Source organism: Citrobacter sp. LUTT5 (assembly GCF_009905315.1).
Taxonomy (GTDB): domain Bacteria; phylum Pseudomonadota; class Gammaproteobacteria; order Enterobacterales; family Enterobacteriaceae; genus Citrobacter; species Citrobacter freundii.
The window spans coordinates 2,590,915-2,617,438 of record NZ_CP047606.1 but is presented as its reverse complement, the minus strand read 5'-3'; the positions used below and the strand labels follow the sequence as shown (position 1 = coordinate 2,617,438).

The window sequence follows — 26,524 nt, the reverse complement described above, 5'->3', positions numbered from 1 at the left end:
GGAGTCCTTAGCGATGTCCGTACACGCGAGGGCGGGTGTAATAATCAATCAGGGGAACCGTGATATTTGCCAGTAATACGGCAAAAGCCACACCGTCAGGATAACCGCCAAAACTGCGAATCAACCATACTAACAACCCCGCAAGTGCGCCAAAAATCAGGCGGCCGCGGTTAGTTGTCGAGGCCGTAACGGGGTCGGTAAGAATAAAGAATGCACCCAGCATGGTTGCGCCGGAAAGCAGGTGTAACTGAGGAGACGCGAGTGACTCAGGTGAGAACAACCATCCCAGAGTGGCGCAAACGGCGAGCGACAGCAGGAAGCTAACCGGGATATGCCAGCGAATCGCCCCCTGCCATAACAGAACGATACCACCCGCCAGCCAGGCAAGATTAACCCACTGCCAGCCCGCGCCTGCCAGCACACCGCTGTAAATCGGGTATTGCATCACCTGTTCAACGGTATGCCCGGCATGCAGTGATGTCTTAAAGGTATCGAGAGGCGTTGCCTGGCTGATACCATCAATGCCCATACGCAGTGTATTCATATCCCCACCGCTGACGGTATGACCGCTAAAGATAACGTTCAGCGCGTCAAAGAACCCAGGCACTGTAGCCGCAATTTCGTGCGGCGGCAGCCAACTGGTCATCTGTACTGGAAATGAGATTAGCAGCACGACGTAACCAATCATGGCAGGATTAAACGGGTTCTGACCGAGACCGCCATACAGTTGTTTCGCAATGATAACCGCGAATACCGTGCCCAATACCACCATCCACCAGGGGGCGAGCGGGGGAATACTCACGGCCAGCAGCAACCCGGTGAGTAACGCAGAGTTGTCTTTTAAAATCGGCACAATGGGTTGTTTACGCAGTTTAAGCACGCCCGCTTCGGCTGCGATAGCGCTGATGGCGGCCAGAATTATCTGGAACAACGTACCCCAGCCGAAGAACCACAGCTGTGCGGCGATTCCCGGCAATGCCGCAAGTAACACCAACATCATGATACGTGATGTCTGGCGCTGGTTATGGGTATAAGGGGAGCTTGCTATTCTGAATACCATTTATTCCTCGTTAACAACCTGCTGCTGTGCGGCTTTCTTTGCCTGAGCGCGTGCGATAGCGGCCGCGACGGCGGCTTTGCGTGGATCAACCGGCTCGGCTGTTTCCGGTACCGCCTGCTGTTCGAGCTTGCGGGCCTTGGCGCGGGCGATGGCCGCTTCCACGGCGGCTTTACGCGGATCAACCGATTCGGCTGTTTCCGGTACCTCCTGCTGCTCGAGCTTGCGGGCCTTGGCGCGGGCGATGGCCGCTTCCACGGCGGCTTTACGCGGATCAACCGATTCGGCTGTTTCCGGTACCACCTGCTGCTCGAGCTTGCGGGCCTTAGCGCGGGCGATGGCCGCTTCCACGGCGGCTTTGCGTGGATCAACCGGTTCGGATGTTTCCGGTACCGCCTGCTGCTCGAGCTTGCGGGCTTTGGCGCGAGCAATTGCCGCTTCGACGGCAGCTTTACGCGGATCTGTACCCGTGCTGCTGCCTTCACTTTGCGGCGAATTTTCCTTACGGGAAGCACGAGCTTGCGCCTTACGCGCCTCGCGTGCGGCAATCACTGCGCTATTGTCAGGTTTTTCACCTGCCTGAATTACTACCGGCTGCAGCGCCTGAGCCTGTTTTTCTTTTACGCGAGCCAGCGCGGCGGCAATAGCATCATGGTCTTTGGCCGCCGGTTGAGCAGCGGCGCTCTTATGGCGTTCAAGACGCGCTGCTTTTTCACGTTCAAGGCGCGCCTGTCGGGCTTCAAACCGTGCTTTCGCTTCAGCGGCTCGTTTTTCTTCCTGGCTAATGGCGTAAATCTCGGCTTTTTCCTGGCGGAAATACTGCACCAGCGGAATATTGCTTGGGCATACCCAGGCGCAGGCACCGCATTCAATGCAGTCGGCGATATTGTGGGCCGTTGCTTTGTCGTGCTGTTGCCCTTTACTGAACCAATAAAGCTGTTGTGGCAGGAGATCCGCCGGACAGGCATCGGCGCATGCGCTACAGCGAATGCAGCCTTTCTCTTCCGGCGTTTCACCCATTTCACTGGCAGAGGGGGCCAGAAGACAGTTGGTAATCTTCACCACCGGGACATCCAGCCATGGCAGCGTAAACCCCATCAACGGTCCGCCCATAATCACCATTTGGTCGGCGGAAGGGCAGAAGCCCGCGTCGTTGAGCAGATGACGAACCGGCGTGCCCAAACGCGCCCAGACGTTGCCCGGACGGCTGACGGCTTCACCGGTAAGCGTCACGACACGTTCGGTGATTGGCTCACCGTCAATTACTGCACGTTTAATTGCATAGGCGGTTCCGACGTTTTGCATCAATACGCCGATATCTGAGGAGCGTCCACCGTGGGGAACCTGCTTGCCAGTCAGGATTTGTGTTAACTGTTTAGCCCCGCCGGAAGGGTACTTGGTGGGGATCACGCGCAAACTGATGTCGTGTGAATCAGCCAGCACCGCGCGCAGCATAGATATTGCCTGCGGCTTGTTATCTTCTATGCCGAGGAGGATCTCGCGTGGCTGAAGAATGTGCGCCAGGATGCGGATTCCTTCGACGACCTGCGCCGCACAGTCCTGCATCAGGCGGTCATCTGCTGTAATGTACGGCTCGCATTCAGCGGCGTTAATGATCAGCGTTTCAATTTTATCTCCGCCGCCCTGCAGTTTAACGCCGGTGGGAAAACCTGCGCCACCCAGCCCGGCGACGCCGAACTGATGAATACGCGCAATCAGCTCTTCCCGGCTGTGGGAGCGGTAATCGGTCCAGCCGTCTCGCTCAATCCAGCGGTCTTCGCCATCGGCGTCTATGATAACGCTCAACTCAGCCAGTGCCGAAGGATGTGCGGTGGAGTGCGGGGCAATGGCAACCACGGTACCTGATGTTGGCGCATGGACTGGAAGCATTTTGCCACGCCCGCGGGTTAATGCCTGACCACGCAGCACGGTGTCACCCACGTTTACGCACAGTTCACCCTCCGCACCAATATGTTGTTTCAGCGGAATAACGAAACGCGGTGCCAGCGGAACCTGTCGCAACGGTGTTCCGTTTGACTGGGTTTTCATTTCTGGTGGATGAATGCCACCATCAAAGTCCCAGATTTTATTTTTTCTGAATGCAGAGAATAACTTAAACATGTTGTTCCACGGGAATGATGCGCACAGGGATGGTGTTTAAATCCCATTTCCAGCTATCGGGGGTCTCGGCTACCGGGCGTAATTCAATGCATTGCGTCGGGCACGGGTCAACACACAGGTTGCACCCAGTGCAGAGATCGCTCATTACCGTGTGCATGGCGCGGGTCGCGCCCACGATCGCATCGACCGGGCAGGCCTGAATACACTTAGTGCACCCGATACAGTTATTTTCATCAATGACCGCCAGCATACGCACCGGCGTAACGTCTTGTTCATCACCATCAATAGGCTGCGGATCGACGTTCAGCAGGGCGGCAATTTTTAACATCACTGCTTCGCCACCGGGGGCGCAACGGTTAATTTTTTCACCCTGAGAGCCGATCGCTTCAGCGTAAGGATGACAGCCCGGATAGCCGCACTGCCCACACTGGCTTTGCGGGAGAATTTCATCAATTTTCTCCACGACCGGATCATCTTCAACGGCAAAACGTCGTGAGGCGTACCCCAAAATAGCGCCGAACGCCAGACCCAGTACACTCACTGCGGCAACGGCAATCCAGATAGCATTCATTACAACTTCACCAAACCACTAAAGCCCATAAAGGCCAATGACATTAAACCAGCGGTAATCAGCGCAATCGCATTCCCGCGAAACGGCGCCGGGACGTCCGCCACGGCGAGGCGTTCGCGGATCGCGGCGAACAGTACCATCACCAGCGAGAAGCCGACGGCGGCGGAAAAACCGTATAGCGCCGACTGTAAAAAGTTATGGCCGAGGTTGATGTTCAGCAGCGCCACACCTAACACTGCGCAGTTAGTCGTGATCAGCGGTAGGAAGATCCCCAGCAGGCGGTACAGCGCAGGGCTGGTTTTGCGCACAACCATTTCGGTAAACTGCACGACGACGGCGATAACCAGAATAAAAGCCAGCGTGCGCAGATAGATGAGATTGAGCGGGATTAGGATCCAGGTATCAATCAGCCATGCGCAGATGGATGCCAGTGTCATGACAAACGTCGTGGCAAGGCCCATACCCATTGCGGTTTCCAGTTTTTTGGAAACGCCCATAAACGGGCAGAGGCCCAGAAACTTGACCAGTACAAAGTTATTGACCAGTACAGTTCCGACAAACAGCAGCAGGTAATCAGTCATTTTTCGGCCTGAAATAAAAAAGCCGCCTATTATCTGACAATCTACAACAGGCGACAACAGGTTAACTGTAGGGTTATTACGGGTTCACAAACGTCGATTTAACGCGCTGCGATCGCTTGAAGTAGGGCACCAACAGTGCTGCGGCCAGTAATGGGAACAGCAGTTGGCGCACGGCAAAAGCGTCTGGGACAGGTGAAAACGCAAACGCTTTAATCGCCAGCAACACGGAGATCAGCAGCCACAGAATGTAATGCTTGGGCACACAGGCTCTGCGTTTGAAAAACGCAATTGTCAGCCACAGTGTGTAATACCACATGGCGATCGCGGTAACAAAGGAGACGCCCCATAACAGCAAATTTGCTGTACTTTGCTCACCCAGCGTTTTGAAGGTTTGCGGTGTTGCCAGCGCAGTGACATAAAGTAATAACGCCAGCGAAGCGCTCAACAACGCGACTAACAGCCAGGCCAGTGGCCCAAGTAGCCAGCCTCCGATACGTTGTGCCGGTGTGGTAGTCATCTCTTCTCCAGTTTTACGCGCGCAATCAATCATGCCATTCATTTTGGGGCGATTATTATAAAGCTTTTAACGTTGAGCGCTACTTTCTTCTCTATTGCACGTAATGCCAGACTGATTTAGGTACCTGACCAACATCAAACAGACGGCCTCCGGATATAAGCTCCGCACGGCGATGGTCTGCGGCACGGTACATATTGATCATGTCGCTATCGTCGGTGAGCGTGTAGTTTAAATGGTCGAAAAGTTTTTCCAGACTTTCGAGTGAACTGATTTTGCGGAATTTTAATAAGTAATCCTGAACAGTCATAAATGCAGATCCATATTAATAAAATAATACCAACGGAGTAGAAAATATAAAAATAAACAACGTGCACAGGTAAAAGCGCATTTACGTGCAAATGTAAAAGAGTGTTCATACCTGTGAAAAAGCAGGCGCTATGCGCGTCTTCGGCAAGGGTAACGCGCATAGCGATCGCTGGCAATATGCAGCGGAACGGGATGCGGCATAATTCGCTTTTTTTGACAGAAAGCGATCTTTTACCGGCAAACCCTGCAACTACCAATGTTAATTGCCGGGCAATAAAAGGTTGCGGATGCTTATTTCTTCTGCACTGCCGCAACGGGCTCTGGTGGCTGGTAATTGTCAATATGATTGGCAACACCCAGCAGGATCACGGAGACGGCGAGAACAATCCAACCTGTTAATTCAATAAGACGATTCATTACTGATGACATTTGCTTTGATTTATCCATAAACACAGGCTGCAAATGTTACTAATCTCTCATTAATACAGCAAGATGGTTGGGAACGATTTCTCCCTCTTTTTCGCTGCAAGTTAAGCATAAGTGGCATATGTTTGACTTAAGTTAAAAACAACCTTTGTAGCGCGAAGGTTATTAAACTATTGAGACGTTGCAAGGTATGGTGTGAAATAGGTCAGTCCTGAATTGAGAGGCAATAACATGAGTGACAACATCCGCGTTGGGCTAATTGGCTATGGTTATGCCAGTAAAACCTTCCATGCCCCCCTGATTGTGGGCACACCGGGCCTGGAACTGGCTGCAGTTTCCAGTAGTGATGAAGCAAAAGTGAAGGCAGACTGGCCTACGGTGGCGGTTGTTGCTGAGCCTAAGCATCTTTTTAACGATCCAAATATCGACCTGATTGTGATCCCCACGCCTAATGACACACACTTTCCATTAGCGAAAGCTGCGCTGGAAGCGGGCAAACATGTGGTTGTTGATAAGCCTTTTACTGTGACACTGTCACAAGCTCGTGAGCTGGATACGCTGGCGCGCAGCCTCGGGCGCGTGCTGTCTGTGTTCCATAACCGTCGCTGGGACAGTGATTTTCTGACGCTGAAAGCTCTGCTGGCGGATGGTGTTTTGGGAGAGGTGGCGTATTTCGAATCCCATTTCGATCGTTTCCGCCCGCAGGTTCGTGACCGTTGGCGTGAACAGGGCGGTCCGGGAAGCGGTATCTGGTACGATTTAGCACCGCATCTTTTGGATCAGGCGATTAATCTGTTTGGTTTGCCCGTCAGCCTGACGGTAGACCTGGCCCAGTTGCGTCCAGGCGCGCAGGCGACGGATTACTTCCATGCCATCCTGACGTATCCGCAGCGTCGTGTGATCCTGCATGGCACCATGCTCGCTGCCGCAGAATCGGCCCGTTATATTGTGCACGGATCGCGTGGCAGCTATGTGAAGTATGGTCTTGACCCGCAGGAAGAGCGTCTGAAAAATGGCGAGCGACTACCACAGGAAGACTGGGGTTATGATATGCGCGATGGCGTTTTGACGCGAGTAGAAGGCGAAGAGCAGGTTGAAGAAACCTGGCTTACTGTACCAGGCAACTATCCGGCGTACTATGCTGGCATTCGTGATGCGCTAAACGGTAACGGTGAAAACCCGGTACCGGCGAGACAGGCTATCCAAATTATGGAGCTGATTGAGCTGGGTATCGAATCTGCGAAACATCGTTCGACGCTGTGCCTTGCTTGATTGGACTAATGCCGGATGGAGATGCTCAGGCATTTTATCCGGCCTACAATGAAAACCAACGTAGGCCGGATAAGCGTTAGCGCCATTCAGCACTTTACCCGTTACGCTGCGGCGACTTTCTCGCGCAAGGCTTGTTTTTCTTCGTTACTCAGGAATGCCATTTCCAGACCGTTGATTTGCGCCTGGCGGATCTGTTCGCACGTTAGGCCTGCAGCTGGTGCGGCAATGGTGTACTCGTGAATAATATCCACACCCTGAACAGCCGGGTCGTCCGTATTCAAACTAGCAATAACGCCATGCTCAAGGAACGTTTTCAGCGGATGGTTCGCTAGTGAGGCAACGGTGCTGGTCTGAATGTTTGATGTCAGGCAGGATTCGATGCCGATACGATGCTCGGCGAGGTAATCCATCAACGCACGATCTTCAACGGCTTTAACGCCGTGACCAATACGCTCAGCGCCCAGCTCTTTAATGGCCTGCCAGATGCTTTCTGGTCCCGCGGCTTCGCCCGCATGCACGGTAATATGCCAGCCGGCGTCGCGTGCCTGGTTGAAATGGGACAGGAACAGACTGCCAGGGAATCCCAGTTCGTCACCGGCTAGATCCAGTGCCGTAATATGATCCCGGTGGGCTAACAGCGCATCCAGTTCCTGCAGACAGGCGACTTCGCCGAAAGTACGGCTCATAATGCCAATTAAGCGTGCTTCGACGCCAAAGGTCTTGCAGCCCTCGCGCACGCCTGCGATGACGGCTTCAACCACACCTGCCACCGGGAGTTGATGCGCCATCGCCATATAGCCAGGTGAAAAACGTAATTCTACATAGTGCAGACCGTTACGTGCTGCATCCTCAATATTTTCAAATGCTACGCGGCGACAGGCATCCAGCGAGGCCAGTACCTTCACGCCCCAGTCGAGCTTGGATAAAAAACTCACTAAATCTGGCTCAGTGGATGTCACTTGCACATGAGGGATCAGCGTTTCCAACGTTTGTGCCGGGAGCGTTAAATTGAACTGACGACCCAGATCCAGAATCGTTTGGGCACGGATGTTACCATCAAGGTGGCGATGGACGTCGGTCAATGGGAGGGAAGTATCAATCATGGTCGCACTCGTGTATTTAGGTAAAGTGCGTCGTATTATAAGAAAAAATCGGGATAAAAATCTATGTTGCGCAATGAATAATTTCATTGCGCAAACTTTATTAGCGTACAGAACGTATGCCGTTAATCAACCCCTGAACGCCTTTTTCAAGTTTGGATCGTGGACATCCGGCATTCAGGCGCACAAAACCGCGTCCTTCTTCGCCGTATGTGTATCCGGGCATGATGGCGACTTTCTGCTGGTGGATGAGCGCTTCCTGCAATGCGTGGTCATCAATGTTGAGCGGACGCAGGTCAATCCATGCCAGATAGGTGGATTGCGGAACCCGCCAGTTCAGTTCGGGGAATGCGGCATTAAGCTCGCGGGCGACGTAATGCAGATTGCTGGTAAGGTAATCCCGCAGCGCATCAAGCCAGCTTGCGCCCTGATGATAGGCGGCAATATGTGCGCTCAGCGCGAGTACTGCTGGTGAGGAAAGGCCATCGCGACCTTTTAATGCGCTGAGATAATCGTTACGGCTTTGAGCGTCTTCAATAATTCCGTAAGCCCCGGTCAGTGCCGGAATATTAAAACTTTTTGATCCGGAAGTGAGCAGCGCCCAGCTGTCACGCGCGACGTTACTCCAGGGGATATGTGGGTGATCCCCCCATGCCATATCCATATGGATCTCATCGGAAATAACTTTTACACCATGGCGCTGACACAGTTCTGCCATGGTTTCCAGCTCATCACGCGTCCACACTTTGCCCGTCGGATTTTGTGGGCTACAGAGCAGAAGAATTTTGCTCTCTGGACGAGACAGGGCATTCTCGAGCGAGGCCATGTCGCAGTACCAACCGTCAGTGCGTTTTTCCAGTTCGACAGCGCGCACCACGCGTTGATTACCTTCAATTGCTTTGAAAAACGCGTCGTACGCCGGCGTATGAATCACCACCGCATCACCCGCAGAAGACCACTGGCGGATCAGCTCCGATACCATATAGATGACCGAGGGGCCATAAACCAGCGACTGAGGATCGATTTGGGTATTATGACGCGATAGAAACCAGTGACTAATTGCCGCAAGAAATTCATCATTTTTCCAGCGACTGTAACCCAACACGCCATGTGACAGGCGCTGAGTCAGCGCCTCCAGAATACAGGGTGCGGTGGCAAAATCCATATCGGAGATGGTGAATGGCAGCAGGTCGGCTGAACCAAAACGGTCGGCAACGTAATCCCACTGAGTACACCAGGTACCATGCCTGTCCACAACCTTTGAAAAATCAAACATATCATTGTCCTTAAGCTTGTACGGTGTTCATCAGAACTGCGATCTCGTCTTTCACTGACTGGACCTGTGGGCCAATAACGACCTGAAGATTATGCTGATTGAGTTGCACTACGCCAATGGCGCGATTGTCCTTCAGTGCCTGTACATTCACAAGAGACATATCCTTCACTGACAAACGCAGACGGGTAATGCAGTTATCCAGGCTGACGATGTTTTCCGCACCGCCAAGCGCCGCCAGAATGGCAGGGACGTTGTAACCGGATTTACCCGGCGCTCCAGCCATTACTTTTTCGATATTGCTGGCAATTTCGACGTCCCGACCTGGTGTCTTCAAATTGAAGCGTGTGATGGCGAAACGGAAGATGACGTAGTACACCGCGAACCAGATCGCCGCCACAACAGGGACCAGATACCACTTGGTAGAGAGTCCATGCAGGATGCCGAACACCACGAAGTCAATCAGGTTACCGTCGGTGTTACCGATGGTGACGCCAAGCACTGCCATCACTGTGAAGCCAAGACCGGTCAGCAGGGCGTGGATCACATACAGAACTGGGGCAACGAACAGGAATAAGAACTCAAGGGGCTCGGTGGTACCGCCGATCACACAGGCAATAAGACCGGAAATTAATAACCCTTTAATTTTATGACGATTTTCAGGGCGAGCACAGTGGTACATAGCGAGCGCTGCCCCCGGTAAACCACCAAGGAACGCAGGCATTTTGCCCTGCGACAGGAAGCGGGTTGCGCTTTCAGAGAAACCTTGTGTTGTCGGGCAGCTCAGTTGGGCCTGGAAAATAGTCAGTGCGCCGCTCACGCTGTGACCGCAGACTTCTTGCGTGCCGCCAGCCTCGGTGAAGCGAATGAGCGCCACCAGAATATGATGCAGACCAAACGGCAGCAGCAGACGTTCACCGGTACCAAACAGCATTGGGCCAAATTCTCCCGCGCTGTTGATGATGTGGCCGAGCCCGGTAATGCCCATAGCGAAAACCGGCCAGATCAGGGGAATTACCAGCCCGACCAGCCCCATCACCACCGAGGAGATGATAGGCACAAAGCGGGTGCCGCCGAAGAAAGCCAGCGCATCCGGCAGACGAATGTTGTGGAAACGTTCATGCAGCATCCAGACGATGATCCCGGCAATAACAGCACCGAGGATCCCAGTGTCGATCGACTGGATCCCCAGGATATTCTGCACGTTGTTGGCTTTCAGGATCGCGGCATCCGTGGTTGGTAAGATACCTTTCGCGGTTAACCAGAAGTTGACGGCAAGGTTCATGACCGCATAACCAACAAAACCGGCAAATGCCGCTACGCCTTTGTTCTCGCGAGCAAGGCCGAGAGGTATGGCAATACAGAACATCACCGGTAAGAAACTAAACGCAAATGAGCCTACTTTGCTCATCCAGGTAAAGATGGCCTGCAGTACCGGATTACCCAATGCCGGGATCAGTGTTAAGACATCATGGCTGCTTAACGAGCTGCCGATCCCCAACATGATCCCGCAAAATGAGAGTAGCGCTACGGGGAGCATAAAGGTTTTGCCCAACTGCTGGAAAAATTCCCATAACGTTATTTTTGGTGTAGTTCTCGTCGTCATCAAACGACTCCTCGTAAAAGCTAGCTGACTAATGATGGCGAGAAGATAAAACGTTTTACCTAATTTTAGTGCGGTATAAATCACATTATCGAACGATAATAGGGCGTATAAATAGAAGTGATTGATAAAACGTTTTATCCGTCACGTTATCAGGGAGTTTTCCGTTTTTATGGCTATAGCCAAAAAAATAACCATCCATGATGTTGCGCTGGCCGCGGGCGTTTCGGTCAGTACTGTCTCATTGGTGCTTAGTGGAAAAGGTCGTATTTCATCCGCGACAGGCGAACGCGTGAATGCCGCTATTGAGCAACTCGGGTTTGTGCGTAATCGCCAGGCATCGGCGCTGCGTGGCGGGCAGAGCGGGGTAATTGGTTTGATTGTGCGCGATCTTTCTACGCCGTTTTACGCCGAGTTGACAGCGGGTCTGACGGAAGCATTAGAAACGCAGGGGCGCATGGTCTTTTTATTACATGGTGGCAAAGATGGCGAACAGCTCGCGCAGCGTTTCGCTATGTTGCTAAATCAAGGGGTTGATGGTGTGGTGATCGCCGGGGCTGCCGGCAGTAGCGACGACCTACAACAACTGGCCGCCGATAAGGGGATACCGGTGGTGTTTGCTTCTCGGGCAAGCTACCTGGATGATGTCGACACCGTCAGACCTGACAACATGCAGGCTTCGCAATTGCTGGTTGAACATCTTATCCGCCACGGGCATCAGCGAATAGCGTGGTTGGGGGGGCAGAGTTCCTCATTGACTCGCGCAGAGCGTGTCGGCGGCTATTGTACGACGTTGCTAAAGTATGGTTTACCGTTTCATAGCGACTGGGTGCTGGAGTGTTCATCCAGCCAGAAGCAGGCCGCAGAGGAGGTAACCGCGCTGTTACGTCGTAACCCAACGATCAGCGCAGTGGTGTGCTACAACGAAACCATTGCCGTTGGCGCCTGGTTTGGCCTGATGAGAGCGGGGCGTCAGAGTGGTGAAATTGGCGTAGATCGCTATTTCGAACAGCAGATCTCCTTAGCGGGATTTGCCGATGTAGCGGAAAATGCACTGGACGATATCCCCATTATTTGGGCCTGCACGCCTGCGCGTGAAATGGGATATACCCTTGCTGAGCGCATGCTGCAGCGCATTGGGCACGATGATGGTCATTCGCGTAACCTGACGCTTTCCGCCCGTCTGGTGGTGGCCAAATAAAAAAGGCCCGAAAAACACATGGTTATCGGGCCTGTTGTCACGCGTATTTACTGTTGCGGGATAGCCGGGGCATCCGGTTCGCCGAGAGAAGGCACACCGAACATGCCAACAAACTCATCCAGCGGCATTTTTTGTCCGTTTAACGAAACCTGTCCGTTTGCGTATTGCAGGCTGGAGCCGATGACGTTGTCCTGCATCGTTGTAATACGGAACATCTGACCCATTGCTGCCAGGCCATTCACCTGTTGCTTCGCAAGATCGGCCGCTTGCTCCTGCTGATAGCCTTCAATTTTGGCGATCTGCGTCATGAACTCAGTCGCCATATCGACCGGAATCGTCAGCTTGGCATCCAGTGATTTGACCGAACGATCCACTTCCTGAGCCAGCGTTTGTGGTTCCTCAGTATTTGCTGTCGGATCTTTTAGCAGCAGTGACAGATTAAATGCGGTTTCACCTTTCGCATTTTTCCAGCTCAGCGGGGCAATGGTGATAACCGGCTCGCCTTTCATCAGTATCGGCAGCGCATTGAAGAAAGCTTCGGTGACTTTTTGCTGATAAAGCTCAGGATTTTGTACCACATCGATCTGCGCCATCAGCGCCTTGGTTTGGGCGCTATACTGCTGACTGAACTGATGCAGGGCTTCACCGTCAATCTGGGCAACTTTCAGCGTCAGCTTACCGCTACCCATATCCTGGCCCTGTAATTTAAGGCTGTTCAGCGTGTAATCCAGCTGACTGTTGACAGTTTTACCGTCGTTAACCAGATCTGATTTGCCATCGATACCCATGCCTTCCAGAACCGCCAACTCTTTACCCTCGACTGAGATCGACAGTTTTTCGAGTGACAATTTCTGGTCGCCGATGCGCTCACCAAAGCTGGCAATACTGCTGGAACCCTCAGTCTTCAGATTATTGAAAGTCATTTGTACTTTCTGGTCATACTCGTTGACCGCATTGACCACGCCGCTTTGCGCATTGCCTGTCAGCGAGACAGCGTTACCTTCTTTATCTGCTGTAAACTGGAATTCCCCGCCGCTGAAGGCTACTTTTTCGTCGCCTTTCTCGTAGTTCAGTGGTTTAAGGGAAAGATCGGAACGGGTATCGCCGCTGTAGCTGATACGGGAGTTAATGACAAATGGCGACTCACCCTTGGCAATATCAAACAGCGGTTTGGTAACGTCGTTATTCACCAGCGTCGTTTTCACGGAGGCCATAGCCGGAACCAGATTCAGTGACTTCAGTTGGGCCAGTGGGAAGGGACCGTGATCCACCGTTTCATCCAGGACAATACTTTGCCCCGGTTTCAGCCAGGAATCTGCCTGCCCGGCTATTGGTTTCACCACCAATTGCAGTTGGCTATTGAACACCCCGCGCTGGTAGTTTTGATAACTCAGTTCAATACCCGCCTCAGGGGAGAAACGTTTTAACTGATCGTTTGCCTGCGTCACCATCTCGGCGAGATGCGTTTCGAGTTTCTTTCCTGTGTACCAGGCGCCGCCCGTCCAGACGATACCCAGCGCAACCACCACACCCGCAGCTACCAGCGATTTTTTCATTTTGATATCCATAAAATAAAACCAGGCGTTTGAAGACGCCTGGAGGAGTGACATGTCTTTAACTTACTACAGCTTAGCAAGAGTTGTTAAAAATATCAGTATCTTGCTAAAGCTTGTTATAAACCCGGGCTAAACGACCTTCGCCACTGATGTTAACCGGAGATTCATTCGCGCCAATAAAGGCCGATTCACCCGGTCGCAGAACCAGACGTTGCTCGCCTTTGCTCAGTACAGCTTCACCTTCTATGCAGAACAAAATGGCCGCACTTTGCTGGCTGATATCTGCGCCACTGGTAGTAAGCTCATGCAGGGAGAACGCAAAATCGTCAACCGGGATCGGGAAGTCCAGTTCGCCATCAGACTTAACCGGCGTGGTCAGTAACTGGTTTGCTGGCTTGGCGACAAACTGTACGTTGGCGACCAGTTCCGGGATATCAATATATTTTGGCGTCAGTCCGGCACGCAGCACGTTGTCCGAGTTAGCCATCACCTCAAGCGCCACACCTTGCAGGTAAGCGTGCGGGGTTTCGGCAAATAAGAACATAGCTTCGCCGGGATTGAGTTTCACCACATTGAGCAGCAGCGGGGAGAAGAGCCCACTGTCGTTCGGGTAGACGTCGGCGATCAGACGGATGGTTTGCCAGGGTTCACCCTGCTGGCTGTTCAGCGCTGATTTCAGGATCGCCAACGCTTGGGATTTCTCCTCATCCTGCATATTCAGCAAGCTGGCGAAAAGATAGCTCAGACGTTCTGCACTCGGCTCTTCCAGGAAATGCGCAATAGCCGGATGTGCGGCGGAGACGGGGTGTAACAATGCAACAATGTCAGAGAACTCGCGGAATGCGTTCATCGCCAGGAAAGGCGTCAAAGCAAAAACCAGTTCCGGTTTGTGGTTAGGATCTTTGTAGTTGCGCTCAGCCGCATCCATCGGGATCCCTGCGGCGTTTTCTTTGGCAAATCCAATTTCAGAGTTGTGCTTGTTAGGATGAACCTGAATCGAAAGCGGTTGTGCAGCGCAGAGCACTTTAAACAGGAAGGGCAGCTCACCAAAACGCTGCGCAACGGCATCGCCCAGCAGTGCGGATTTATCGTGCTCGATAACGTCGCGCAGAGCAACCGTCTGGCCGTCAGCGCCCAGAACCTGCGAACTGCTTTTCGGATGCGCACCCATCCACAGCTCAGCCATCGGTTGCTGAGAGGGGTTGGCAATGCCATAGAGTTCCGTTAACGCCGTTTTACTTCCCCAGGCGTAGTTTTGCACTGAGTTGATGAGTTTTTGCATTATCAAGCCCTGTTTCAATGTGGAATTTTCTACGGCTATTAAACCAAGAAACCCTGAGGGAAGTAACCTGCACATGTAAAAAGTCGTACTTGTCTCAGTTTTTGTTAAAAAAATGTGTAGGATATGGAGACTCGCTTTTAATACCCTGAGTGATTCCGGTTGCAGACAGCCCTTCCTTCTACAACCGGATCTGCGGCAGGGAAGCAGGGCAACGGAACATCTGCCCAGAGAATAACCAGACCGAGCAGTAAGTGAGAGCACAATGTCAAACAAACCCTTTCATTATCAGCATCCTTTCCCCCTCAAAAAGGATGATACCGAATACTATCTGCTGACCAGCGACTATGTCTCTGTTGCCGAATTTGAAGGGCAGGAGATTGTTAAAGTCGCGCCACAAGCTTTAACCCTGCTGGCTCGTCAGGCCTTTCATGATGCGTCGTTTATGCTGCGTCCCGCACATCAACAGCAGGTAGCCGATATTCTGCGCGACCCGGAGGCCAGCGAAAACGACAAGTATGTGGCCCTGCAATTTCTGCGTAACTCTGACATCGCGGCAAAAGGCATTTTGCCGACCTGTCAGGACACCGGAACCGCGATTATCGTGGGTAAAAAAGGTCAGCGTGTCTGGACCGGTGGTGGCGATGAGGAGGCGCTGGCTCGAGGCGTCTATAACACCTACATCGAAGACAACCTGCGCTATTCACAAAACGCAGCGCTGGATATGTATAAAGAGGTGAACACCGGCACCAACCTGCCAGCACAGATTGATTTGTATACCGTCGACGGCGATGAATACAAATTCCTGTGTATTGCCAAAGGTGGCGGTTCGGCGAACAAAACCTATCTGTACCAGGAAACCAAAGCGCTGCTCACGCCGGGCAAATTAAAAAATTACCTGGTTGAAAAGATGCGTACGCTGGGTACTGCGGCTTGTCCGCCGTATCACATTGCGTTTGTGATCGGCGGAACGTCAGCGGAAGCTACGCTGAAAACGGTGAAACTGGCTTCGGCTAAATACTACGATGAGCTGCCGACCGAAGGTAACGAGCATGGGCAGGCATTCCGTGATGTGGAGCTGGAAAAAGAGCTGCTGATTGAAGCGCAGAATTTGGGGCTGGGCGCGCAGTTTGGCGGGAAGTACTTCGCGCATGATATCCGCGTAATCCGCCTGCCGCGTCACGGCGCGTCGTGTCCGGTTGGTATGGGCGTCTCTTGCTCAGCCGATCGAAATATCAAAGCCAAGATCAACCGTGAAGGTATCTGGATCGAAAAACTGGAACATAATCCAGGTAAGTACATTCCAGAAGAGTTGCGTCAGGCGGGAGAGGGCGAAGCGGTGCGCGTTGATCTCAATCGTCCGATGAAAGAGATCCTGGCCCAGCTGTCGCAGTATCCGGTCTCTACGCGTTTGTCACTCAACGGTACAATTATTGTTGGCCGTGATATTGCGCATGCGAAACTGAAAGAACGTCTGGATAACGGTGAAAGTTTGCCGCAGTATGTTAAAGATCACCCGATCTATTACGCCGGTCCGGCAAAAACGCCGGAAGGCTACGCCTCTGGTTCGCTTGGCCCAACCACGGCCGGGCGTATGGACTCGTATGTTGACCAGCTTCAGGCCGCTGGTGGGAGCATGATTATGCTGGCGAAAGGCAACCGTAGCCAGCAGGTGACCGATGCTTGCCATAAACATGGCGGCTTCTATTTAGGCAGTATTGGCGGCCCTGCCGCGGTGCTGGCCCAGGGCAGTATCAAGAGTCTGGAGTGCGTGGAATACCCGGAACTCGGGATGGAAGCCATCTGGAAAATTGAAGTGGAAGATTTCCCGGCGTTTATCCTGGTGGATGACAAAGGCAATGATTTCTTCCAGCAAATTCAGACGTCGCAGTGCGCACGCTGCGTTAAGTAACGTCAACCGCCCTTCGGGGCGGTTTTTTTTTACCGCACGAACCACCAAACGACAGTTTTATCCTCGTTAATACTCATAAGACCAACGCAAGTGGGCAATGTCGAAACATAACCTAATCAACTGTTAATGTAAGGAGCAGGTAATGGTAACGGTACGCCGCGAGAATGATTCAATGGGGGCGATTGATGTTCCTGCCGATAAGCTTTGGGGCGCGCAAACCCAACGTTCACTGGAGCATTTTCGTATCTCTACGGAGAAAATGCCGGTCTCGTTGATCCATGCGCTGGCGCTGACTAAACGCGCCGCGGCAAAGGTTAACCAGGATCTTGGGCTGCTGGCGGAGGATAAAGCCAGGGCTATTATGCAGGCTGCAGATGAGGTGTTGGCAGATAAACACCGCGATGAGTTCCCGCTAGCCATCTGGCAAACTGGGTCCGGCACGCAAAGCAATATGAACATGAACGAGGTGTTGGCAAACCGGGCCAGCGAGTTGCTGGGCGGCGTGCGGGGGATGGAGCGAAAAGTACATCCCAACGATGATGTCAATAAAAGCCAAAGCTCGAACGATGTCTTCCCGACTGCAATGCACGTTGCCGCACTGCTGGCGCTGCGTAAATCACTGATCCCTCAATTAAATGTATTGACCAAAACGCTCAGTGATAAGTCCCACGCTTTCGCCGATATCGTTAAAATTGGTCGTACACATCTGCAAGATGCAACTCCACTTACGCTTGGCCAGGAGATTTCCGGCTGGGTAGCAATGCTAGAACATAACCTCAGACACATTGAAAACAGCTTACCGCACGTGGCAGAGCTGGCGTTGGGGGGAACCGCGGTAGGTACCGGACTGAACACTCATCCCGAATACGCCCGCCGGGTTGCTGATGAACTGCGGGTCATTACCTGTGCGCCGTTCGTTACCGCTCCGAATAAATTTGAAGCACTCGCCACCTGCGATGCCCTGGTTCATGCCCACGGAGCGCTAAAAGGACTGGCAGCGTCGCTGATGAAAATCGCCAACGATGTACGCTGGCTGGCATCCGGTCCACGGTGTGGTATTGGGGAAATTTCAATTCCGGAAAACGAACCGGGCAGCTCAATCATGCCAGGCAAGGTCAATCCAACCCAGTGTGAAGCGCTGACTATGCTTTGCTGCCAGGTGATGGGCAACGATGTCGCCATCAACATGGGCGGGGCGTCAGGTAACTTTGAGCTCAACGTCTATCGACCGATGGTCATCCACAACTTCCTGCAGTCGGTACGCCTGCTGGCGGACGGTATGGAAAGCTTCAATGAACATTGCGCGACGGGGATTGAGCCTAATCGTGAGCGAATCGATCAACTGCTCAACGAGTCGCTAATGCTGGTGACCGCGCTCAATACCCATATCGGTTACGATAAAGCGGCTGAAATTGCCAAAAAAGCCCATAAAGAAGGGTTGACCTTAAAAGCCTCTGCTCTGGCGCTGGGATATCTAACCGAAGCGGAGTTCGACAACTGGGTACGCCCGGAGCTGATGGTTGGCAGCATGCGGCCAGGCAGTTAATCCGCAACGTACAGGTGCAGCCGGGGAATAATCAATCTCAACGGCTGCGCCTGAGGTTTAAAACGATGCTGAACGTTTTCGGCATCGTAATTCAGTAACTCACCGATATCCGGTACGGTCATACCGTTGTCGTTATTAAGCAAAGCAATCAGCGGCGTCGGGCAGGCATATTGCACCTGTTTTTGCTCTCCTTTGTACCAGACGCGGGCAATAGGCTGCACTTTTACCGGTCTTTTGATCTTCAGGCGGGCCTGCTGTGGTAAGGCAGCGATATCCTGATATTCGCGTTCAAGCTTCGCCTGCCATTCTTCACGTGTCCAGGGATGTACGCTGCGCGGTGACGTCAGGCTTTTTTCCAGTTGCTGCAGTACTTCATCGCGTTTCAGGTTTTTAATGATGTGCTTATTAGCCCAGCCAAATCGTAGGGTGGCCGGATCGCGGACTACGGTTAGCGTGCGATAGGCATTCAGAGTAATCAGCCCTGGCAGATGACGATGCACCCATTCGAAACGTGCTGCCGGCGCCAGCCCTGATTCCACTGTAACAATGCGCTCGAAGGTGGTTTTCAACTGGTTTATACGCTGGATTTGTTCTTCCAGAGTACATTGCGCCGCGTTATCAACCTGATAGCACAATACACCCGGTAGGCGGACGGCTGCTTTGCTGCTGCGGTTTTCGGACTGCTGCTGAATAAACAGGTGACGGTAATGGAGCAGTGCCAGCGCTTCAGCCTCTTTGCCTAAATGCTGCTTAACATTAATGCTCTGCAGAGGGGCATGCTCTGCCTCTTTAACCACTTCCGGTAACGAGAATACGCGCGCAATCAGCAGCGTCTGCTGCAACAGGTTTTCGTTCAAAAGTGCCAGTTCTTGTTCCATCTGGCGAAAGGTGCCGTTCAGGCGGTCAACAAGATCGTAACGGGCCATAGGTTTACCATTTTAGTTACAACATACTTTTTTATAGCACAACCTCCGCCGCCTGACCACCGAGCAGAAAAGGTCAGGCAGCTGAGATTTCGGGAATGTTATGCCAGACGGGCCAACGGAAAGTAAACCGGGCGCCGCCAAGTTCACTTTCATCACAGACGACCGTCCCCCCCATAGCCAAAGCAATTGAGTGGACGATGGCTAACCCAAGCCCACAACCCCCGGTTGCCCGGTCACGGCTGGGGTCAAGGCGTACAAACGGTTCAAAAACCTGTTCACGAGCGTCTGGTGCAATACCGGGACCGTCGTCTTCCACTACCAGCGTGGCTTGATTGCCGTTCAGCAGCAGACTGGCTTGCACTGTAGACTGGCAATAGCGCAGGGCATTGTTCAGCAAATTATCCAGGACCCGCTCCATCAGGCGCATATCCAACGCGCCGTAGTCGCCAGTTTCGAGATGACGTAAGTGCACCGCACGGCCAGGATTCACGCTTTGCACATCCTCCAGATGGGTTGTCAACCAAACAGGCAGGTCAGGTACGCTGAGCTTCAGTTCATTTTGCGGGCGATCCAGGCGGGCGTAGGTCAGTAACTCTTCGATCAACGCTTCCAGTTGGCCGATATCACGATTAAGCGCCTGAGATTCCTGCCCGGTGAGGTTATCACTCATTTCCAGCCGGTAACGTAAACGTACCAGCGGAGTACGAAGCTCATGGGCAATACCATCGATGAGCTGTTTTTTACTGGCGATCAGCGCATTGATATTGTCGGCCATTTGGTTAAACGCTACGCCCAGGCGCTCAAAGCTGGAACCGTTGTCAAAATGAAGGCGTTCACTCAGATGTCCTTCACCAAAACGTTGTGCGGCGGATTCGAGTCTTAGCATTTCTTGCCAGTGTGGACGCATCCAGATCAGTACCGGGAAGGCCAGTGAAATAGCAATAAACGCCATCAGCGCGATATCCAGCAGGCGCATTTGATGAAGAAAATAGAGGTAAGGAACCGGGCCGACGGCCAGCACATAATGGCTGCGAGGAATGCGTTGAATAAAGGTGTATTGATCGTCAAGTGCCACAATATCGCCTTCGCGCAAACGCTGCATGGTTGGGGCATCTAGTGTGTACTTATTCAGCGGTTCAACACGCAGGTCAAATGAGAGGTTTAAGTCCATCTCCTTCAGCGTCTTACCCCAATCGCGTGGCGGGATTTCGCGTAGTTCACTGCGCATCAGGTACAACGAGCTTTTCATCAAATCGTCGAGCGACTGTCTGCCTGCGCGTTCTGCGGTGAATTTGTATACCAGGCCGACCAACAGGGTCATCACCAAAAAGCAGACAAACAGCAGGAGGTAAAACTGCACAAACAGTTTCTTCATAAAAATCACCGAACGCTCAATAAGTTAGCGAGTTCTCGTGTCCCTCAGGGGAAAAGGGGCACAGCAATATCCGCCGATGCGTGGGAGCAGAAAGGTTATCTGACCACCATCTGGCGTGTTTATCCAGGCAGAGTACACTGTATAACTCTTTTCTGCATTCTTATGGCCCCTACGGGGGCGAAATGACCTTTCGCTTTGTACGCGGTAAGTTAATCAAAATCGGGATGGTGTTGTTCTGGCGTATGTTACGACCGCACCTAAAAGGTTACTTCGTTTCTCAACATAGATTGTGTTGTTATATTCGTAGTTACCTTCGGGATAGCAAATTCTGATATTAGTCCCGAGATCCGGATCGTCAACATCAGCCCCCGAACAGCTTTTAGAACTTCCTGTAGAGTAGGTGTATGGAGCGGTATAGGACGAGGGGACACCTGGAATGAACCAGGTTATCGCCATAATTGTGATCACTGAAAACAGCACCATGGCAATGCTGATGCTACCAAATAATTTCAGATAAGTTTGGAAGGGACTTTTTTTCATTATCCCATTACCTACCAGAAATAGGGTGATTAAAAATGACACTGCCAGAGAAATAAGCATGAGGTATTTTGATGTGAGCGGATAGAGAAAAGTTGCTCTGTATATCGTTACCTTCCACCAGTAAAAAAGAAAAATTGCGCCGAGAGATAATACGGTGACAAAAAACAAATATGGATATGAGTATTTTCTCATCCCTGCGACTCCAGAACAATTTCTCCATTTGGATTTAATAAATTACCATTTGTTCTGAATAATGAAAATGATTCTCTTGTTTGAATTGTTAGGTACGCCGCAGACCAGAGAATTTCCGCTATTTCTGGGGATATAGGCATAAAAATAAAAGGGGTATTCTCACCCATGGCAGGGATGACTGACCTTGCGTATAATGGGTGACGAAATTTCCTGAAAAGTGCTGTGACTGAAAATATGAACCTCAATCGCTGTTGTTATTCGCTACTCATTTTTTCAGCGATCGGCTGCATTTTCACCGCTCACCCTCTTGTCATATGGTTTCTACTCGCCAACATACTGACGTTGCTGTTATACGGCGTGGACAAAATGGCGGCACGCAAGGACTGGCGTAGAGTGCCGGAATCCACATTGCTGGTGTTTGGCGTTGTGGGCGGATGGGGTGGCGCGATAGCGGGTCAACAAATCTTTCGCCATAAAACACAAAAGCAGCCTTTCAAAACCTACTTCATTATCAGTGTGATAGTGAGTATTTCTGTGATGGGCGTGGTTTATCAGTTCTATCCATTTTTACCTTCCTGAGTCTGGTTGGTGAATAAACTGCCGGTTTATCTGAGGCAGGAAATATACTTTTCACCTGAACGCCGCACAATTTCATCGGCATTTTGCGTAATATCTTTTCCTGCAAATGCGCCGTAAAGTTGCTTAAATTTCACTGTACTCAGTCTCTGGGTAATGTTGCTGACCGTTGCAGCTGGCAACGGTAGCATATTAGGGTAGCTCCACATAAAGGAGACGGCATGCGCACCTGGCGTAACCTGGACGATGTCGCCGGAAAGCACCACGCCTTCGTCACGCGCCCAGTGCAGGACGCAGCCTCCAGCAAAGTGTCCGCCGAGACGTATCACCGTGACGTCACGGGTTAACTCAATGGTGTCGCCATCCCAGAATCTAATCCACGGGCTGTCGCGCATTACCCACCTTCTGTCGCTGGCATGAAGGTAAATAGGCGCGTTAAATTCTGCAGCCCAGTCCTGCATGGTGGTGTAGTAATGAGGATGCGATATCGCGATAGCCTTAAGCCCGCCAAGGGACGTTATTAGCGTTTTTGTGGCATCGTCGAGCGAGGCAATGCAGTCCCATAAAATATTGCCTTCAGAGGTACGCAGAATAAACGCGCGCTGATCAATTGCAAAATCAGGAACGGTGCGGATGCTGAGGAGAGTACTGTCGTGTTGCTTCCACTTATTTGTATGCGATGCACACAGGGCGGTAAAATCGACCCATTCCTGTCCGCTCGCAGGGACATACTGGCGTTCATCCTGGCAGATATCGCACTGTTCCGGATGGGCACCAGTTACCTCATAGGATGTTCCACAGGTTTTGCATAACGTGATCATCGTGTCCTCCTTATTTACCGAACACAGTCAGCATGGCACACAGATACACAAGGATGTGCCTGTTAGTGCTCTACCCGTTAAGTCAGTGATGACGGATGTGGGAGGTTGTAGCTCAACCAAAAGAAAACAGGAATAATGCCGACACGGATCCTTTTGGTTACCATCTTCCAGAGAAAAATGAGGATATTGTTTGGAAAGTCGCCTGTTCAACACCTGGCTCAACCGTTGGGGACTCACTCCAGATGGTGAACCGGTTGAAACGCACACATCACAGCTTTTGCCTGTAGTGGTCATCAGGGATGGTCAGAAAGCCATACTTAAAATCACCGACGATGACAGTGAACGGATCGGCTGTGAACTCATGGTCTGGTGGAACGGAAATGGCGCAGCGAAAGTACTTGCTCATGCAGCAGGGGTGATTCTGCTGGAACGTGCGACAGGGACAGGGTCTTTAGCGGACATGTCCTGGACTGGTAACGATGCACAGGCTTGTCGCATTATTTGCCATGCTGCCAGTAGACTCCATTTCTCCCGGAATGCATCTACGCCAGCGTTAACACCTCTGCACCATTGGTTTAGCGATCTGGCTCCTGCTGCGAAAAAGCATGGCGGTATCCTGACGCGTTGTGCAGCGGTGGCAAATGTACTGCTATCTTCACCCCAAGATGAAGTCGTATTACACGGCGACCTACACCACGGCAATATTCTTGATTTCGGAACGAGAGGATGGCTTGCTATCGATCCCAAAGGGCTGCTAGGCGAGCGTGGCTTTGATTACGCCAATATTTTTACTAACCCTGATCTTGCCGAACCCACCAGACCTGTTGCCATTGAGCCGGAAACATTCACACAACGAGTCAACATTGTGTCTGAAATCGCATGAATTGAACGGCAACGTTTGCTGATGTGGATTGTTGCCTGGTGTGGGTTGTCGTCCGTCTGGTTTCTGCAAGAGGGGGACAGCGCAACGGTACCTCTGCGTATCGCGGAGCTAGCGATGGCGGAACTTGCTTCAGGTGATAATCAACTTTGATCTACGACACTGGGTTAGTAATTCTTAAGAGTTATCATTAGCCTGATCAACGTTATATTAATTAATCAGTGAGTGGTGGTGTGTTGTTTAGCTCAAATTTAATTGGCGGGAAACAATGAACGCATTGTTTTCATTATTTAAAAAACGCCCGAATATTCTTTTGTTGATGGTTTTACTCATCGGGGCAAACATCGTGGCGTGGCTGTGGGCTTTCACCGCGTTTAGCAACAACACGTCATTGCTTGCACTGAGTCTGATTGCGTGGTGCTACGGTTTACGCCATGCTGTCGATGCCGATCATATCGCCGCGATAGACAGCGCTACACGTAAACTCATGCAGCAGAAAAAACGCGCCCTGACGACGGGAGCCTGGTTTTCTTTGGGGCACTCCACCATTGTGGTACTGGCAAGCATTGGCATTGCACTGACCACCAGCGTGTTTAAGCAACATATGGCATGGTTTCAGAATGTCGGCGGTCTGATAGGAACTACGGTTTCTGCCGTGTTTTTGCTGATTCTGGCTACCATTAATCTCATTATTTTCTGCCAGGTCTGGAAGGCATTCCGCCATCTTAAACGCACCGGTACTTACGATGGCACCACGGAAGATATTACAGTTTCAGGTCCTTTGAACTGGCTTTTCCGCTCAGCGTTTCGGTTGGTAGGCAAAGACTGGCATATGTATTTTGTCGGTTTTCTTTTTGGTCTGGGTTTTGATACCGCCACTGAAATTTCTTTGCTGGGAATTTCTGCTTCAAGCGCGTCCAGTGGCATGTCGGTTTGGTCAATTCTCGTGTTCCCGGCGCTGTTTACCTGCGGTATGGCGTTAATTGATTGTCTCGACAGTATTCTGATGGTTGAGGCCTACGGATGGGCGTTCAATAAGCCGCAACGCAAGCTCTATTACAATATGACCATTACCGGGACTTCCGTGATTGTAGCGCTATTTATTGGCGGACTGGAGGCACTGGGGCTTCTCTCTGACGCGTTTTCGCTCCAGGGTGGTTTGTGGGATACCGTCAGCAATTTAAGTGACCATATGGGGAATGTCGGTTTTGCGATTATTGGCGTCTTTATCGGCTGCTGGATTATCTCTGCCGTAAATTACCGTTGGAAAAAATACGACGGGCTGACGTTTAGTTGACACAAAAGAAAGCCTTCCAGCAACAGGAAGGCTTTGAGCTTTTTAGGACTGACTAATTCGCGTTCACGGGTTGTGGTTTTTCAGCACTCTTTTTCAGGAGCCTGTTAGCCAGCACGCCAGACATCATCGAACCGTTCACGTTTAATGCCGTTCTGGCCATATCGACGACAGGCTCGATAGCAATGAAAATCCCCACCAGCGCGACCGGGAAGTTCAGTGTTGAAAGGACGATCAGCGCAGCAAATGTTCCGCCACCGCCTACACCCGCCACCCCAATAGAACCCAGCGCAATCGCAGGTAGCATGGCGAGCAAAAAATGTACTGATAGCGGATCAATCCCAATTGTTGGAGCAATCATCGCCACCATAATAGCTGGATAGATCCCGGCACAGCCATTTTGACCCATGCTGGAGCCGAATGAAGCCGCAATGTTGGCAATGGTGTTTTGCACGCCAAATTTTTCTTGTGCGGAAATAGCCAGTGGAATAGATGCTGCACTGCTGCGTGAAACAAATGCAAAGGTTAAAACTGGCCAGACAGTTTTAAAATAGTGAACGGGATTATTACCGCTCAGAACCAGTATCAGTGCGTGGACGATAAACATCATCAGAATCGCAAGGTAACAGGCAGCAATAAAGCCTAACAGACTGGCAAATTGTTCAAATCGATACGCGGAAAATACGCCTGCCATTAATGCCATCACACCATAAGGGGTGAGAGCAATAACGATACGCACCATTTTCATCACCCAAATCTGGATAGCGTTAATGCCAGCACTTAATTTTTCACCTTCTTGCGGGGCGTCCTGTTTGACCTTTAATAATGCCACGCCGGCAAGTAGGGTGAAGATAACAATGCCAATGACGGAAACGCTTCTGGCCCCTGTTAGATCGAGGAAGATATTCGTGGGGATCAGAGATGTAACCAGTTTAGGCAGTGAAATGGCGGCTGTTTTATTTACATCGTCTGCCGTCAGCGTGGACTGCATATGAACAAACGCACTGGCGTCCAGGCCTAATACATGCGCAGTCAACAGCCCAATAAAACCGGCAACCATTACCAGACAGAGCATGCATCCGACGATGGTTAACGACATTTTCCCAATGCCAGCGCTGTTTTCGAGCTTATTAATGGCTGAGAGAATAGAGATGAAAATCAGCGGTACCGCAACCAGCTTCAGTAAATTCACATAGCCGTTGCCGATAACATTGTACCACTCGATAACTGTTTTTCTTTCGTCAGCAGCAATGAGATGCAGGGATAAACCGATAACGGCACCCGTAAAAATAGCGATGAAGACGCTTTTTGAAAGAGAGTGACTTTTTTGGTTGATTCTGAAAATTGCCCATGAACAAACCAAAAAGAACGCGATATACGCGAGCGAAACGAACATATTGTAGCCTCTTGCCTCATTCAGCACCTGAAATGCCGGAAAGAGTTTTGTTAGTGCGAAAAAAAATGATGAACCATAAGGGTTCAGGACCGCGACGGATTATAGGGAGGGGGGAGGGTAACAGCCACACAAAAAGTGTGGAACGGCGTCGGATGGTGTTTGTATGCCTGTTCTGTAGACGATTTTAAGTGACAGTGTAACGT

General features: G+C 51.5%; 23 protein-coding genes and 1 pseudogene. 7 read left to right on the top strand and 17 right to left on the bottom strand.

The window, feature by feature from the left end; genetic code table 11:
- Positions 1–7 precede the first annotated feature (7 nt).
- The 7 genes from rsxD to blr all read right to left on the bottom strand — a co-directional run bounded on the left by rsxD (position 8) and on the right by blr (position 5,570).
- The gene (rsxD, locus tag GUC46_RS12495) at positions 8–1,060 is read right to left on the bottom strand and encodes an electron transport complex subunit RsxD (RefSeq protein WP_003029152.1); all 1,053 of its coding nucleotides are present in this window, start codon (positions 1,058–1,060) and stop codon (positions 8–10) included.
- A complete protein-coding gene (gene rsxC / locus GUC46_RS12490) occupies positions 1,061–3,178 on the bottom strand; it encodes an electron transport complex subunit RsxC (RefSeq protein WP_160180240.1) in 2,118 nt (705 codons plus the stop codon). It abuts the gene before it with no gap.
- Positions 3,171–3,749 (bottom strand): electron transport complex subunit RsxB, encoded by a 579-nt coding sequence (rsxB, locus tag GUC46_RS12485; protein WP_003029148.1) that lies wholly within the window; start codon positions 3,747–3,749, stop codon positions 3,171–3,173. Before rsxB ends, rsxC begins: the two co-directional genes overlap by 8 nt.
- Positions 3,749–4,330 carry an electron transport complex subunit RsxA gene (gene rsxA, locus GUC46_RS12480; protein ID WP_003029144.1) on the bottom strand — a complete coding sequence of 194 codons (582 nt, stop codon included), beginning with the start codon at positions 4,328–4,330 and terminating at the stop codon, positions 3,749–3,751. Before rsxA ends, rsxB begins: the two co-directional genes overlap by 1 nt.
- 76 nt (positions 4,331–4,406) lie before the next feature.
- Positions 4,407–4,847 carry a DUF2569 domain-containing protein gene (locus GUC46_RS12475; RefSeq protein ID WP_003832803.1) on the bottom strand — a complete coding sequence of 147 codons (441 nt, stop codon included), beginning with the start codon at positions 4,845–4,847 and terminating at the stop codon, positions 4,407–4,409.
- A gap of 91 nt (positions 4,848–4,938) precedes the next feature.
- Positions 4,939–5,154 (bottom strand): transcription modulator YdgT, encoded by a 216-nt coding sequence (gene ydgT, locus GUC46_RS12470; RefSeq protein WP_003029138.1) that lies wholly within the window; start codon positions 5,152–5,154, stop codon positions 4,939–4,941.
- Positions 5,155–5,444: 290 nt separating this feature from the next.
- Entirely contained in the window at positions 5,445–5,570 is a 126-nt protein-coding gene (blr, locus tag GUC46_RS12465) for a division septum protein Blr (protein WP_003029134.1), read from the bottom strand.
- Between the two features lie 240 nt (positions 5,571–5,810).
- On the opposite strand from blr, the gene GUC46_RS12460 reads away from it, so the two are divergent.
- On the top strand, positions 5,811–6,851 hold the full coding sequence (locus GUC46_RS12460; RefSeq protein ID WP_003836419.1) for an oxidoreductase: 1,041 nt from the start codon (positions 5,811–5,813) through the stop codon (positions 6,849–6,851).
- 101 nt (positions 6,852–6,952) lie between these two features.
- Here the strand turns inward: GUC46_RS12460 and add are convergent, their stop codons facing one another.
- The 3 genes from add to malX all read right to left on the bottom strand — a co-directional run bounded on the left by add (position 6,953) and on the right by malX (position 10,830).
- Positions 6,953–7,954 (bottom strand): adenosine deaminase, encoded by a 1,002-nt coding sequence (add, locus tag GUC46_RS12455; protein WP_130714677.1) that lies wholly within the window; start codon positions 7,952–7,954, stop codon positions 6,953–6,955.
- A 100-nt stretch (positions 7,955–8,054) separates the two neighbouring features.
- Positions 8,055–9,227: a MalY/PatB family protein gene (locus GUC46_RS12450; protein WP_160180238.1), complete on the bottom strand. Its 1,173-nt coding sequence runs from the start codon at positions 9,225–9,227 to the stop codon at positions 8,055–8,057.
- A 10-nt stretch (positions 9,228–9,237) separates the two neighbouring features.
- Positions 9,238–10,830 carry a maltose/glucose-specific PTS transporter subunit IIBC gene (gene malX / locus GUC46_RS12445; RefSeq protein ID WP_003843555.1) on the bottom strand — a complete coding sequence of 531 codons (1,593 nt, stop codon included), beginning with the start codon at positions 10,828–10,830 and terminating at the stop codon, positions 9,238–9,240.
- Positions 10,831–10,999: 169 nt separating this feature from the next.
- On the opposite strand from malX, the gene GUC46_RS12440 reads away from it, so the two are divergent.
- Positions 11,000–12,028: a Mal regulon transcriptional regulator MalI gene (locus GUC46_RS12440; RefSeq protein ID WP_003843556.1), complete on the top strand. Its 1,029-nt coding sequence runs from the start codon at positions 11,000–11,002 to the stop codon at positions 12,026–12,028.
- Positions 12,029–12,075: 47 nt separating this feature from the next.
- Here GUC46_RS12440 and GUC46_RS12435 read toward each other — a convergent pair whose 3' ends face one another.
- Both GUC46_RS12435 and manA read right to left on the bottom strand, forming a co-directional pair.
- Positions 12,076–13,584, bottom strand: a complete 1,509-nt coding sequence (locus GUC46_RS12435) for a YdgA family protein (protein ID WP_160180236.1) — start codon at positions 13,582–13,584, stop codon at positions 12,076–12,078.
- 106 nt (positions 13,585–13,690) lie between these two features.
- Positions 13,691–14,866 carry a mannose-6-phosphate isomerase gene (manA, locus tag GUC46_RS12430; protein ID WP_160180233.1) on the bottom strand — a complete coding sequence of 392 codons (1,176 nt, stop codon included), beginning with the start codon at positions 14,864–14,866 and terminating at the stop codon, positions 13,691–13,693.
- Between the two features lie 262 nt (positions 14,867–15,128).
- Here manA and fumB point away from each other — a divergent pair, with 262 nt between their 5' ends.
- Together fumB and fumC are read left to right on the top strand one after the other, a co-directional pair.
- Entirely contained in the window at positions 15,129–16,775 is a 1,647-nt protein-coding gene (gene fumB, locus GUC46_RS12425; RefSeq protein ID WP_003028969.1) for a class I fumarate hydratase, read from the top strand.
- 142 nt (positions 16,776–16,917) lie between these two features.
- Positions 16,918–18,321 (top strand): class II fumarate hydratase, encoded by a 1,404-nt coding sequence (fumC, locus tag GUC46_RS12420; RefSeq protein WP_057101511.1) that lies wholly within the window; start codon positions 16,918–16,920, stop codon positions 18,319–18,321.
- Here fumC and tus read toward each other — a convergent pair.
- The 3 genes from tus to GUC46_RS12405 form a co-directional block, all read right to left on the bottom strand.
- Positions 18,318–19,247 carry a DNA replication terminus site-binding protein gene (gene tus, locus GUC46_RS12415; RefSeq protein ID WP_044699878.1) on the bottom strand — a complete coding sequence of 310 codons (930 nt, stop codon included), beginning with the start codon at positions 19,245–19,247 and terminating at the stop codon, positions 18,318–18,320. The genes fumC and tus overlap by 4 nt on opposite strands.
- A gap of 73 nt (positions 19,248–19,320) precedes the next feature.
- Positions 19,321–20,622 carry a two-component system sensor histidine kinase RstB gene (gene rstB, locus GUC46_RS12410; protein WP_048241640.1) on the bottom strand — a complete coding sequence of 434 codons (1,302 nt, stop codon included), beginning with the start codon at positions 20,620–20,622 and terminating at the stop codon, positions 19,321–19,323.
- Between the two features lie 213 nt (positions 20,623–20,835).
- Positions 20,836–21,354 (bottom strand): membrane protein, encoded by a 519-nt coding sequence (locus tag GUC46_RS12405; protein ID WP_003028960.1) that lies wholly within the window; start codon positions 21,352–21,354, stop codon positions 20,836–20,838.
- A gap of 234 nt (positions 21,355–21,588) precedes the next feature.
- On the opposite strand from GUC46_RS12405, the gene GUC46_RS12400 reads away from it, so the two are divergent.
- Positions 21,589–21,933, top strand: coding sequence for a DUF1294 domain-containing protein (locus tag GUC46_RS12400; protein ID WP_058842716.1), 345 nt, complete (start codon positions 21,589–21,591; stop codon positions 21,931–21,933).
- 26 nt (positions 21,934–21,959) lie between these two features.
- On the opposite strand, the gene GUC46_RS12395 is transcribed toward GUC46_RS12400, so the two are convergent.
- The gene (locus GUC46_RS12395) at positions 21,960–22,751 is read right to left on the bottom strand and encodes an MBL fold metallo-hydrolase (protein ID WP_003028958.1); all 792 of its coding nucleotides are present in this window, start codon (positions 22,749–22,751) and stop codon (positions 21,960–21,962) included.
- Positions 22,752–22,941: 190 nt separating this feature from the next.
- Between GUC46_RS12395 and GUC46_RS12390 the strand changes: the two are divergent.
- Positions 22,942–23,784: pseudogene (locus tag GUC46_RS12390) on the top strand (aminoglycoside phosphotransferase family protein).
- Positions 23,785–23,899: 115 nt separating this feature from the next.
- Positions 23,900–24,928 carry a HoxN/HupN/NixA family nickel/cobalt transporter gene (locus GUC46_RS12385; protein WP_003836393.1) on the top strand — a complete coding sequence of 343 codons (1,029 nt, stop codon included), beginning with the start codon at positions 23,900–23,902 and terminating at the stop codon, positions 24,926–24,928.
- 52 nt (positions 24,929–24,980) lie between these two features.
- On the opposite strand, the gene GUC46_RS12380 is transcribed toward GUC46_RS12385, so the two are convergent.
- Positions 24,981–26,321, bottom strand: coding sequence for an L-cystine transporter (locus GUC46_RS12380; RefSeq protein WP_057101509.1), 1,341 nt, complete (start codon positions 26,319–26,321; stop codon positions 24,981–24,983).
- Between the last annotated feature and the right edge of the window lie 203 nt (positions 26,322–26,524).